We start from the raw sequence: 12,829 nt of genomic DNA, 5'->3' as shown, positions 1-12,829 counted from the left end.
CGTCACTTAACTGTCATTTGTTAAGCATAACTTGACCCTTAACTGAATAAGGGTTGTTAAGGAGATCGTATGCGTACTATCGAACCTATTGTCCGCTGGGATGTGGCATTTTCTGTTTTCTGTTTGAAGAACCGTTTTAGTGGTCAACACGCTACAGTTAGCAAGGCGATCTCTCATACAGGTGATGGTCACCTCTATATATTGATTGCTTTGATTGCACTGTTAGCCGATAGCAAAACTGGCAGTGATTTTCTGATAGTGGGCTTAACCGCCTTCGCTATTGAATTACCGATTTACTGGTTTGCGAAAAATACCCTCAAACGTCGCAGGCCCGCGGAATTCTCTTCTCTACTTCACTCTCATATTGTCCCATCAGATAAGTACAGCCTGCCATCTGGGCATGCCGCTGCTGCTTTTGTTATGGCGACATTAATCGGGCATTTCTATCCGAGCTTATATCTATTTAGTTTGGCTTGGGCTATCGCGATTGCTAGCTCCCGAATACTGCTCGGTGTGCACTTCTTAACGGATGTACTCATTGGTGCAGCTTTGGGGATGGCGTGTACCAGTCTCGCTATTAGCCTCGTTCTTTAATTATTGTTTAGTCATCACTACTAAGCGTTTAAGTAGCGAATTGAAAGGAAGTCTCATGAAAATACTATACGGCGTACAAGGCACTGGGAATGGTCACATTGCACGCGCAAGGGCAATGGCCGTTGCGTTTCGTCAGCAGAACATTGATGTTGATTTTCTCTTTTCAGGCCGAGAAGCGAGCAAGTACTTCTCGATGGAAGAGTTTGGTAACTACCAAGTTCGTAACGGCTTAACTTTTTATAGTGAGCAGGGGCAGGTTAAGTATGGAAAGACATTCATCAAGAATAATATCTGGCGTTTTCTCAATGAGGTTAAACAGATAGATCTTACACCGTATGACTTGGTGCTCAATGATTTTGAACCTGTAACAGCTTGGGCGGCCAAAAGGCAGGGCGTTCCTTGTATTGGTATCAGCCACCAAAATGCTTTTCGCTATGATGTGCCTAAAGAGGGAGGGAATTGGATTGAGCACTCTGTGATTCAATACTTTGCGCCAACAGAGCACTCTATCGGTTTGCATTGGTATCATTTTGAGCAACCAATCTTGCCGCCTATCGTTCATACCTTAGCTCACAACGAGCAGACTCAAGCGCCACAGGATTTCACATTGGTCTATTTGCCGTTTGAGGATCTTGAAGCGATTTCAGAGCTATTAATGAAGTTTGTTTCGCACAGTTTTGTTTGTTATCACCCAAACGTGATTGAGCCTAGCCAAGTCGAAAACATTACCTTCAAACCACTCAGTCATGCGGGTTTCCAATTCGACCTAAATCAGTGCTCTGGTGTGGTGGCTAATGGTGGATTTGAACTGCCATCTGAAGCGCTGACTCTGGGCAAGAAACTATTGCTTAAACCACTTGATGGACAGTTTGAACAGCAGAGCAATGTGGCCACACTAGAGGCACTTGGATTAGCTCAAACAATGAGCTTTCTTGATCCGGCGATCTTGCGTAGTTGGCTCAACGAAAAACAAGCTGAAGTTGTCTCTTATCCAGATGTCGCTAGTGCGCTTGTTGAGTGGGTTTTAGCCGGGAATTGGGCCAATCAAGATGACCTAAGAAAACAGCTTTGGGAGAAGGTGGACTTTCCGAGCTACGCATCACTCACCTAATCCATAAGTGGTGTTTTTGGATTGAATGGTTAATCAATTCATCACTTCAATAAATTGTAACAAATGTAACCGAACGATAGAACAGCTAAATAAGTCGAAATGAAACTCATAAGTAGCGCATTTTATGTTTTTTTATAACTCTGTAAATTTATGATTTTTAAGTGTTAATTAATCATTAAGGTAAAATAAAATTATTCTTTATCAATCTTGTTGGTAGCTGGCGATGTATTGGTTAATAGTAGTGGTAATCCGAAAAACATCGGTCTGATAAATATAAGAACTAGTGGTTATCTATTCCCATACCATTACAAATTTAACGCTGTCGTACCGACAAGAGGCAACTTGAATGTTAGAGAAAAAAGATGCAATGAGTGCTATTGCTAGCTACAGAATGGAAAGCACACTTCGTGGAGTAGACTTAAACCTTTTGACTGTATTCGACGCAGTAATGCAAGAACAAAACATTACACGTGCAGCTCACAACTTGGGTATGTCTCAGCCGGCTGTTAGTAATGCCGTAGCACGCTTAAAAGTGATGTTTAACGACGAACTATTTATGCGCCAAGGTCGTGGTATTCAACCGACTCAACGTGCACGCCAGTTGTTTGGTCCTATCCGCCAAGCACTACAATTAGTACGTAACGAATTACCAAGCTCTGTGTTCTCTCCAGAGTCGTCTTCTCGCCTGTTCAAGCTTGCGATTTGCAGCCCATGTGACATGCGTTTTGCACCTAAGATTATGTCGACAATTAACGATCAAGCACCGAGTGTAAAACTGCACATGGATGCTGAATTCGATCGTCAACTTTCTGAGCGTATGCGCTACCAAGAAATCGACTTCGTTATTGATTACGCTCGCTTCGATGAGCAAGGTTTCTCTAGTACTGAGATCTTCCAAGACGAATTGGTTGTGGTTGCTTCTTCTTCTCACCCACGCATTAACGGCGAAGTGACAGCTGAAGAGCTATTGAACGAGAAGCACGCGAAACTGTCTCGCATTCACGGTCAACGCAGCTTCTCTGAGCAAGCTTACCGTGACCTAGACTGCATGCCTTTCTACGAAGGTACGAGCCTAAGCAACGTACTTTACGTTGTTGGTCAATCTGAGCTAGTAACGATTGCGCCTCGCTGGATGGTAGAGCACGCAGCAAACAAAGAGAATCTACAAATCCTAGATTTCCCATTCGATAATGCGGCAATCTCTGGCTACCTAAGCTGGCATGAATCAAGTGAAAAGGACAAGGGACACATTTGGTTACGAGATCAACTAATGATGATCTGTGGCGAAGTAGTGGCGCTTAACTAAGCACTAAACTCTATGATTTATAAGCCCTAAGCTGGGATTCTAGCTTAGGGCTTTTTTGTGCTTGCTATCTTTGCTGATAGAAAACTTAGCGAGAGACGTACTATTACTGATAACTTTGAGCTCCATCAGTTGCCTTTTCCATTATCAGAGGTACACTTGTGCGCTCAAAAAAGCTTACAGGTGTAAGCCAAAGGTAAAGAGATGGCCAATTTAGATTTTCATATCGTAAAAAGACTTCGTGACCAAATTGCCCAAGGCGGCAACCGTACAGCTTTGAAACACAAAGTAGGTAATGTATGGCAAGGCATTAGCTGGCAGCAGTTTGGAGAACAAATCGATACGCTTTCATTAGCGCTATTGGCTCAAGGATTGAGAGTTCAAGATAAGATCGGTATCTATTCAAACAATATGCCTCAGTGGACTGTGGCAGATTTTGCTGCTCTGCAAGCTCGTCTTGTTACTGTGCCGATTTACCCAACCAATACAGCTGCGCAGTCTTCTTACATCATCCAAAATGCGGATGTGAAGATCCTATTCGTCGGTGAGCAAGCTCAATTCGATGCTGCGGTTAGCCTATTTGAAGAGTGCGAACAGCTAGAAGTGGTTGTGGCGATGTCTGATGATATCGATCTTCAGGGCCACAGCTTTGCGGTATCTTGGAATGATTTCATGGCTCGTGGCGTCCAGTCACAACAGGCTGAGTTCGATGCTCGTCTTGCTGATGCAAACATGGATGACTTACTGACCCTTATCTATACCTCTGGTACAACAGGTCAGCCTAAGGGTGTCATGCTTGATTACACCAATGTTGGCTACCAGCTAGAAGGACACGATGAGCGCTTGAGCCTAACGAAAGACGATGTCTCGTTGTGTTTCCTACCTTTATCACATGTATTTGAGCGTGCTTGGACTTTTTACGTGCTCTACAAAGGCGCAACTAACTGCTATCTGCAAGACACAATGCAGGTACGTGATGCACTGAGCGACGTGAAACCTACCGTAATGTGTGCGGTTCCACGCTTTTACGAAAAGATCTTTTCTGCGATTCACGAGAAAGTATCGAAAGCACCATTTATCCGTAAAGTACTATTTACTTGGGCGGTAAACATGGGCGCTAAGCTCTCGGTTTGTCACCAAGAAGGTCGTACACCATCACTGATGCTGAAGAAGAGCCATGCGCTAGCCGATAAGCTTGTGTTATCCAAGCTGCGAGCGCTGCTTGGCGGTAACATCAATTTCATGCCATGTGGTGGCGCGAAGCTTGATGAAACCATTGGTCGTTTCTTCCATGCTATCGGCATTAACGTAAAACTTGGCTACGGTATGACAGAAACTACAGCAACAGTTTCGTGCTGGGATGACCGCTGCTTTAACCCTGACTCGATTGGTATGGCTATGCCGGGCGCTGAAGTGAAAATTGGTGCTCAGAATGAGATTCTTGTTCGTGGCCCAATGGTGATGCGTGGCTACTACAAAATGCCAGAAGAGACAGCCAAAACATTCGATGAGCACGGCTTCTTGAAGACCGGTGATGCGGGTCATTTTGATGAAAATGGTAACCTGTTTATTACCGACCGTATTAAAGAGCTGATGAAAACTTCAGGCGGCAAGTACATTGCACCGCAAGTAGTAGAAGGCGCGATCGGTAAAGACCACTTCATCGAGCAAATTGCTGTTATTGCTGATACACGTAAATTCGTTTCTGCACTGATTGTTCCGTGTTACGACTCGTTAGAAGAGTACGCTAAAGAGTTGAATATCAAGTACCACGATCGAGTAGAACTGATTAAGCACCACCAAATCGTTGAGATGCTTGAGAAGCGTGTGAATGACTTGCAGCAAGAGCTTGCTAAATTTGAGCAAGTGAAGAAATTCAAGTTGTTACCAAAAGCGTTTTCAATGGATGATGGCGAATTAACGCCAACTCAGAAACTGCGTCGTAAAGTTATTAACGACAAGTATCAAGACGAAATCGAAGAAATGTACACTGAAAAGCCTAAAGATAAGTAGTTTTTAGGATAGATAAATTTTCAGTTGTTTAAAAATCCCCCTACGAATGTGATTGCATTTTTAGGGGGATTTTTTATGGCTCAAGACTTGGAAGAATGTGCGAATGCGCACACAGAAAAGCGCTTCATTTATCGATAATTAGTCATTTATATAAATATTAAGTGCTTTTTTTGAGTGTAAATGTGGTTTTTATGACTGGCTGCTTGGCTTGGGGTAGTGTTTGTTTGATGTTTTAAGCTGATGGTTGGTTTTTTAACATGATCGCCGGATAACGGGTGTTAGACCAGATGATAATAAAGCGTTAAAGTTGTTTCGTATTACTGTTTGTTGTTATCACGACAGACAGCCATAGCCGAAAAAGTGGAAGTATTTCGAATTAGGCTACGAATAAGCCCTAGACTATGAAAAACTAGCCCAACACGTTCACCAAATGTGATTGGAAACTGGTGAGGAGAGCAATATGACAACAAAACCTGAAACAGCAATGTTATCCGGCGCTGAGATGGTGGTGCAGTCTCTTATTGAAGAGGGTGTAGAACAAATCTTTGGTTACCCAGGTGGTTCTGTACTTGATATCTATGATGCGCTGCATGCGAAAACTGATGAAATCAAACACGTATTAGTACGACACGAACAAGCCGCTACCCATATGGCAGATGGCTATACTCGTTCTACCGGCAAGCCTGGTGTAGTACTGGTATGTTCTGGTCCTGGCGCAACCAATACCGTAACAGGTATTGCAACGGCGTACATGGACTCGATTCCAATGATCGTTATCTCAGGTAACGTACCAAACAATCTCATTGGTAATGATGCCTTCCAAGAGTGTGACATCGTGGGTGTATCTCGCCCGATAGTTAAACACAGCTTCCTAGTTAAGAAAGCGGAAGATATCCCTGAAGTTCTAAAAAAAGCATTCTATATTTCAACGACAGGACGTCCTGGTCCTGTGGTTATCGATCTGCCAAAAGATGTATTAAACCCGCAAATCAAGCTTCCTTATGAATACCCAGAAACGATCAAAATGCGTTCGTACAACCCAACGGTTACGGGTCATAAAGGTCAGATCAAGAAGGCACTAAAGGCACTCCTTGAAGCGAAGAAGCCAGTACTTTATGTCGGTGGCGGCGCGGTTATCTCTGAGGCCGATCAACAGCTGATCAAATTGGCTGAAGCACTGAATCTACCCGTAGTAAGCACACTAATGGGCTTAGGTGCTTTCCCTGGTACTCACAAGAATTCTCTAGGCATGTTAGGCATGCACGGTTTGTACGAAGCCAATATGGCGATGCATAATGCCGATCTTATTTTTGGTGTCGGTGTACGTTTTGATGATCGCACAACCAACAATCTAGATAAGTACTGCCCGAACGCGAAGATCATGCACATTGATATCGACCCATCGTCGATCTCTAAAAACGTGAAAGTGGATCTGCCTATCGTAGGTTCTGCGGAAAAAGTACTTGAGAGCATGGTTAACCTGCTGATTGAGCAGGGCGGCACTAACGATGCTGAAGCTCTTGAGAGCTGGTGGAGTGAAATCAAGCAGTGGCAAGATCGTAACTGCTTAGCATATGAAAAATCTTCTGAGTGCATTAAGCCGCAGCAAGTTATTGAAGCTCTGCACAAAGTAACCAATGGTGATGCTTACGTTGCTTCTGATGTTGGCCAACACCAAATGTTCGCAGCGTTATATTACCCATTTAACAAACCACGCCGTTGGATTAACTCTGGTGGCCTAGGCACCATGGGCTTTGGTCTACCTGCAGGCATGGGTGTTAAGTTCGCTAAACCAGATGAAGAAGTTGTGGTAGTAACCGGTGACGGGAGTATTCAGATGAATATCCAAGAGCTGTCGACGGCACTGCAGTACAACATCCCTGTTAAGATTATTAACCTAAACAACCGTTTCTTAGGAATGGTTAAACAGTGGCAAGACATTGTTTATCAAGGTCGTCACTCAAACTCATATATGGACTCTGTTCCTGATTTTGCGGCTATTGCGGAGGCTTATGGTCACGTAGGTATGCGCATTTCATCTCCGGATGAACTGGAATCAGGTTTGGAAAAAGCACTAGCGATGAAAGACCGTTTGGTATTTGTCGATATCAGTGTGGATGACACCGAGCACGTATACCCAATGCAGATTAAAGGCGAGGGTATGGATAACATGTGGCTAAGCAAAACGGAGAGAACATAATATGAGACACATTATTTCACTACTAATGGAAAACCAACCGGGTGCGCTTTCTCGTGTGGTTGGCTTGTTTTCTCAACGTGGCTACAACATCGAGTCGTTGAACGTATCTCCAACAGATGATCCAACGCTTTCTCGTTTGAACGTGACAACTAACTCGAGCGAAATGCAGCTTGAACAGATCCAGAAGCAACTGCATAAGCTGATTGATGTTCTTAAAGTTCAGGAAGTCTCTGAGCTTGAGCACATCGAGCGTGAACTCTTGATGGTAAAAGTTCGTGCGAGTGGCTTTGCTCGTGCAGAAGTGAAGCGCACGGCGGATATCTTCCGTGGTCAAATTGTTGATGTGACCGCTTCTCAATACACGGTGCAAATGGCGGGCACGAGCGAGAAACTGGATGCTTTCATTCAAGCTCTGTCTGAAGTGACGGAAGTACTTGAAGTGGCACGCAGTGGCGTAGTCGGTATTGCTCGCGGCGAGCGCGCGCTGAAAGCTTAAACGTTAAGTATTTAAAAAATAGCTATAAAGCCGCTTTTTTAAGCGGCTTTTATTTTGTTAATTTTATAGAGTGCTATAATCCTGCGCTTCCTTCTACTTTCATTTGAGTTAGCAATGAGAAATAGTAAATCGATAATTACATTGCTGATTATTTCGATAGCACTGTCTTCGGCAGTGGGACTTTACTATTTACAGCGCTACAAAGAAGTCAAACAACAAAGCTTTGATGATACAGCGAAACAAGCCCTTCATCAGTTGGTTTACGCTGAGAGGGACTACAACCTCTTAAAAGCTCAATTGGTTTCGGTTATGAGGCTACTGAGTCATAGCCAAAGCTTAGTTAATTTCGCATCTTCTCCGTCTGAACAGACGAAAAGCCTCCTAGAAGAAGTGTGGCAGTCTGTATTAGTGAACCAAAAATGGTACACACAAATTCACTTAATCGACGTTGCAGGTAAAGAGCTGGTTCGTGTGAACTATTCGTCTTTAACTGGAGCCGTGACGCTGCCTCAGCAATTACAAGATAAGTCTGAATCTAACTATTATCAGTTTGCACAGAGCCTAGAACACGAAGATATCGGTGGTTGGGGGATAGAGCTTGAAACTGAGCATGGTGAGTTAGCATACCCTTATAAGCCTGTCTTTCGAGTGTTCACTCCTGTCGAAACACCTGAAAAGCGTGTCGGTTATTTAGTGATTAACCTCGATGTATGGGGGCTCTCTTCGCGCCTTAACTTCTCTCCGGATTATGATTTTAGATCGGAAGTCGTTAATGGTGAGGGCTATTACATCGCTAGCCCAAACAACAGCAAACTGTTTGGCGACTCTGTTCCTGAAAGAAAAGGTTTCAACCTCAAAAACATAGCTCCTCAAACATGGAAAGCGCTCTCTCAGCAACAAAAGGGGACGGTATTTGAAGATGGTAATTTGTTTGCGTTTAACACCGTTCTGCTAGCCAATAATCAAAAAATGTACTTTGTGATTCAGCTTAATGAGACGCAACTTCTTGCTCGAGCAGAACGAGATCTCAATGATCTTGCCCACGAAGAGATCATCGTACTTTTCACTGTGTTGATGTTTGCGTTCCCATTTGCTTATCTGGTGACGCATTACCGACGTCGCAGCTTAGAAAGTAAATTAGCTCGTGCTGCGTTGAATGGTATGTCTGCTGTGATGATCACGGACAAACAGCATCGTACTATGATGATCAACAACGAGTTTGAAAATATGACCGGTTACAGCGAAGCACAAGTTATCGGTCATAATGCACTGCAGCTTCTGTTGGAAAATACAGATCAGCAGCTCACCAGCGAATCTATCTGGCGACACTTAGATAATGAAGAAGTGTGGGAAGGCGAGGTATTGTGTAAGAACAAGCTGCGTATTCCTTTTACTGCAATCATGCGTGTCCATGTGGTTAAGAGTAACTCTGGTAAAGTTAGCTACTACATTACCTCGCTGGTGGATATATCAGTAAGGAAAGAGCTCGAAGTGCGTCTGCGTTTTTTGAGTGAGCGAGATGCTTTGAGCAATCTCTGGAATCGTCGAAAGTTTGAAGAGCAGTTGGCTTACTATTCTCGCTTGGTTGAGCGTTACCCAAATGAAGCGACTACTTGTTTAGCTTTAGTCGATATCGATAACTTTAAACGAATCAATGATGAGCTTGGTCATGATGAGGGTGATCGTGTGATTGCCAGAGTGGCTAAGCTTCTACAAGACAGCCTCCGCAGTACCGATTTTGTGGCGCGTGTTGGTGGTGAAGAGTTCGCACTGTTAATGCCACACACCTCTTTGCCAGAAGCGAAGCGTGTATTGGACCGACTACGCATTGAGATTGAACTGTCTGCAGGCACCAAGGTAACTGTCAGTGTCGGTTTCACAGACTTGACGAGCAACAGCACCCGTTCATACAAATGTGCAGATGTCGGGCTTTATGAGTCGAAATCATCTGGGCGTAATACCGTTTCTATCTGTCCTAGCTATGCGGATGTCGCGTAGCTTTATACCTTTCTTTATTCCTAGTCCTTTTTGTTTACCGCAACTGTATTTCTTTAGGTGCCTTTCACTTGAGAGAGTGGTTAAGTATTTTCAATGTAGATTTTAGGAATCTCACTTTTGAGCGAGCTATGTCACAATTTTTGTACAGTTAGACTAAAGTCTAATGATGGTGAAAATTTGAGCTAGAATGAACAATAAGTAAACTACGTTGCTTCAGATTACATCATGTTAAGCGGTGTAATAAATAGAGTGTTTACCAGATAGTAAAGGGATGACACCGTTAACTTAATTCAGCTGGTTAGCTAGCCTTTTCAATGAGTTGAAAGGCAGCAGTAGAATTAGGTTAGCAGGAGCAAGAGTTTGGGGATCATACAGTCTGGTTAAAAGAGGCGTGGTATGTTTGTCGATTTTTTAGTGAGATTAACTATAGGTACATTGGTCATTCTTGGTTTTAAACTGAGTGCTTTGTACTTCTTACCTATGGTTTTGCTACTCAATACTCATCACAAAGAGTTTTTTGGGTGGTAGCCCAGTTTTGGTGCTGAAAAAAAACGGAGCCATAGCTCCGTTTTTTTATTGCTTTGAAACCTATCGCTGCCTTATGCCGCTTCGATAACTTCTTCAATTCGTTTCATTGAACCTAGCAGATGTTGATCAAGCAGTTCTGTTGCTTGCTCTACATTTTTCGATAGTACTAGCTTCATGATCATTTCGTGCTCATCAATGTTGAACAGCTCTTCTGATGCACTCTGTGCTGACATTGCTAAGAAGCGGTAACGCTTTACTTGGTTGATCAAATCTTCAAAGAAGCTAAACATGTTCTCTGAGTCAGCACCTTCAAGTAGCGCAACGTGGAACTGTTGGTGACGCTCTTCCCATTCCACACAGTCAAACTCTTCAGACACATGCTGTACTCGAGACAGCTTGTGATAAGAGGTCAGTACATCCAGCTCCCAGGTTTCATCGCCCGCAGAAATCGCTTTTTTCAGTAGTACTGATGAAACGACACGTAAGCTCTCATAAAGATCATTCAGTTCTTTCTTTGATACTGGTGCTACCCAACAGCCTTTTTGTGGCTCGAGCTTTACGTATTTGCTCCAAGATAACTGCACTAGAGCTTCGCGAATTGGAGATGCGCCAACGTTGTATCTGTTCTTTAGATCAGCAACAACGAGCTTTTGGCCTGGGGCTAACTCACCATTAAGAATATCCTGGCGAATCATCTTTGATACTTTGTCAGTGAGAGTAGGACTAGACATTACAAACCTCATGTATATTTGATTTCTAGTCTGCTAATCCGTCTCTTAGAAAGAGTCCATTGGAAGTTAACAGTACGTAGTTCTATTGCGTTTGATAATACAGCGTACTGAAAAGTTAGGCAAGATTTTGTTTCATAAAAAAAGAGGGCCGAAGCCCTCTTTTATATTTTATGCGAATCGGTTCATTCTTATAGAACGTGAACTGATGCCGTGTTTGTTGTACCAGAAGCTACTAGAGCACCTGAAACCATAACAACGATGTCGCCTTTGCTACCGAATTCAGCGTTAAGAGCGTACTCTTTACCCATTTTGTAGAATGCGTCAGTGCTGTCGATAGAATCAACAAGAACTGGACGAACACCTTTAGTAAGAACAAGCTGAGCTGCTGTCTTTTGGTTCGTTGTTAGTGCAATGATGTTTGCAGTTGGGAAGTACTTACGTACTGAACGTGCAGACTTACCGCCTTCAGTAGCAACGATGATTAGAGGAGCAGCAAGCTTCTCAGCTGTGTCTACTGCGCCTTTACATACTGCTTCAGTGATGCGTAGACGTGGGCTGTCTAGACGAGAACCTAGTTCAGCTTTAAGAGCTGAATCTGTACGGTTCGCGATTTGAGCCATGATAGTAACAGCTTCAACTGGGTACTTACCTTTAGCAGTTTCGCCAGAAAGCATTACTGCGTCAGTACCATCCATGATTGCGTTCGCAACGTCACCCGCTTCTGCACGAGTTGGACGTGGGTTGTTGATCATAGAATCAAGCATTTGAGTTGCAGTGATAACCATCTTACGTGCACGGTTACACTTCTCGATCATCATCTTCTGAGCGAAGATTACTTCTTCAGCTGGGATTTCAACACCTAGGTCACCACGAGCAACCATGATACCGTCAGAAAGCTCTAGGATTTCGTCGAAGTTATCAACACCTTCTTGGTTCTCAATTTTAGAGATGATGTGGATGTCGCTGCCGCCGTTCGCGTCTAGGATCTCACGGATCTCTTTAACGTCAGATGCTTTACGGATGAAAGAAGCTGCTACGAAGTCAACGCCTTGCTCACAACCAAATTTAAGGTCGTTCTTATCTTTTTCAGATAGAGCTGGAAGTTGAACAGAAACGCCAGGAAGGTTAACACCTTTGTTTTCGCCTAGTGCACCGTTGTTAAGAACTTTACACTTCACTTCAGTTTCAGTAGTAGAGATAACTTCCATTTCGATTAGGCCGTCATCTACTAGGATAGTGTTACCAGCGTTTAGGTCAGCTGCGAAACCAGCGTAAGTTACCGCTACAGTCTCTTTGTTACCTACAACTGAAGTGTCAGTTGTGAAAGTGAATTCTTGACCAGCTACTAGATCTACGTCGTTGCCGCCTTCTAGCTTGATAGTACGGATCTCTGGACCTTTAGTATCAAGAAGGATAGCCAGTTGCTTACCTACTTTGTCCATTACTTCGCGGAAGTTCGCAATACGAGTGCCGTGCTCTTGGTAGTCACCGTGAGAGAAGTTAAGACGCATAACGTTCATGCCTGCGTTAACTAGTTCAGTTAGCTTCTCTACAGATTCAGTTTTAGGGCCAATCGTACATACGATTTTGGTCTTTTTCATGGAAGGTACTCTCCGGTAAGTATTGTTACAATTTGAAATTTATTTAAGTTCTGAAGATTGGTCCGCTACATCAGCATTTTGTGCCTGCTGAGTAAAATCGCGGGACTTCCAATATGCCCTTCAGAGTTGTAAGTCTTTCATCAATTTTAGTCATTTTATGACCAAAAGATTTTGATTCAACATCGGGTTTCTGTGACTTACACCAATATATCAGGTGAAAGTTGCAAAAAAATAACGGTCAGTTTTGTAATTTT

The 12,829-nt window shown here is 43.4% G+C and carries 9 protein-coding genes; 7 read left to right on the top strand and 2 right to left on the bottom strand.

Annotated elements, in window-relative coordinates; genetic code table 11:
• The first annotated feature begins 69 nt into the window (after positions 1 to 69).
• The 7 genes from L0991_11485 (at position 70) to L0991_11455 (ending at position 9,715) form a co-directional block, all read left to right on the top strand.
• Complete coding sequence (locus L0991_11485) at positions 70 to 594, top strand: phosphatase PAP2 family protein (GenBank protein XGB62025.1); 525 nt, start codon at positions 70 to 72, stop codon at positions 592 to 594.
• Positions 595 to 649: 55 nt separating this feature from the next.
• Positions 650 to 1,705, top strand: a complete 1,056-nt coding sequence (locus L0991_11480; GenBank protein XGB62024.1) for a glycosyltransferase — start codon at positions 650 to 652, stop codon at positions 1,703 to 1,705.
• A gap of 346 nt (positions 1,706 to 2,051) precedes the next feature.
• Positions 2,052 to 3,011: a transcriptional regulator LeuO gene (gene leuO / locus L0991_11475; GenBank protein ID XGB62023.1), complete on the top strand. Its 960-nt coding sequence runs from the start codon at positions 2,052 to 2,054 to the stop codon at positions 3,009 to 3,011.
• 201 nt (positions 3,012 to 3,212) lie between these two features.
• Entirely contained in the window at positions 3,213 to 5,021 is a 1,809-nt protein-coding gene (locus L0991_11470) for a long-chain fatty acid--CoA ligase (GenBank protein ID XGB62022.1), read from the top strand.
• A 460-nt stretch (positions 5,022 to 5,481) separates the two neighbouring features.
• Positions 5,482 to 7,221, top strand: a complete 1,740-nt coding sequence (locus L0991_11465) for an acetolactate synthase 3 large subunit (GenBank protein XGB62021.1) — start codon at positions 5,482 to 5,484, stop codon at positions 7,219 to 7,221.
• A gap of 1 nt (position 7,222) precedes the next feature.
• Positions 7,223 to 7,717 carry an acetolactate synthase small subunit gene (gene ilvN / locus L0991_11460; protein XGB62020.1) on the top strand — a complete coding sequence of 165 codons (495 nt, stop codon included), beginning with the start codon at positions 7,223 to 7,225 and terminating at the stop codon, positions 7,715 to 7,717.
• 114 nt (positions 7,718 to 7,831) lie between these two features.
• On the top strand, positions 7,832 to 9,715 hold the full coding sequence (locus tag L0991_11455) for a sensor domain-containing diguanylate cyclase (GenBank protein ID XGB62019.1): 1,884 nt from the start codon (positions 7,832 to 7,834) through the stop codon (positions 9,713 to 9,715).
• A 599-nt stretch (positions 9,716 to 10,314) separates the two neighbouring features.
• Here L0991_11455 and L0991_11450 read toward each other — a convergent pair.
• Both L0991_11450 and pykF read right to left on the bottom strand, forming a co-directional pair.
• Entirely contained in the window at positions 10,315 to 10,938 is a 624-nt protein-coding gene (locus L0991_11450; GenBank protein XGB63895.1) for an FCD domain-containing protein, read from the bottom strand.
• Between the two features lie 224 nt (positions 10,939 to 11,162).
• Positions 11,163 to 12,575: a pyruvate kinase PykF gene (gene pykF / locus L0991_11445; protein ID XGB62018.1), complete on the bottom strand. Its 1,413-nt coding sequence runs from the start codon at positions 12,573 to 12,575 to the stop codon at positions 11,163 to 11,165.
• Between the last annotated feature and the right edge of the window lie 254 nt (positions 12,576 to 12,829).

It is taken from the genome of Vibrio chagasii (assembly GCA_041879415.1).
Taxonomy (GTDB): Bacteria; Pseudomonadota; Gammaproteobacteria; order Enterobacterales; family Vibrionaceae; genus Vibrio.
The sequence above is the reverse complement of the archived record's forward strand: the minus strand, read 5'-3'. Positions and strand labels throughout refer to the sequence as shown.

Coding starts and splice junctions, on each gene's coding strand:
- L0991_11465 (XGB62021.1), top strand. CDS start 5,482: ATGACAACAAAACCTGAAACAGCAATGTTATCCGGCGCTGAGATGGTG.
- L0991_11455 (XGB62019.1), top strand. CDS start 7,832: ATGAGAAATAGTAAATCGATAATTACATTGCTGATTATTTCGATAGCA.
- leuO (XGB62023.1), top strand. CDS start 2,052: ATGTTAGAGAAAAAAGATGCAATGAGTGCTATTGCTAGCTACAGAATG.
- pykF (XGB62018.1), bottom strand. CDS start 12,575: ATGAAAAAGACCAAAATCGTATGTACGATTGGCCCTAAAACTGAATCT.
- L0991_11470 (XGB62022.1), top strand. CDS start 3,213: ATGGCCAATTTAGATTTTCATATCGTAAAAAGACTTCGTGACCAAATT.
- L0991_11480 (XGB62024.1), top strand. CDS start 650: ATGAAAATACTATACGGCGTACAAGGCACTGGGAATGGTCACATTGCA.
- L0991_11450 (XGB63895.1), bottom strand. CDS start 10,938: ATGATTCGCCAGGATATTCTTAATGGTGAGTTAGCCCCAGGCCAAAAG.
- ilvN (XGB62020.1), top strand. CDS start 7,223: ATGAGACACATTATTTCACTACTAATGGAAAACCAACCGGGTGCGCTT.
- L0991_11485 (XGB62025.1), top strand. CDS start 70: ATGCGTACTATCGAACCTATTGTCCGCTGGGATGTGGCATTTTCTGTT.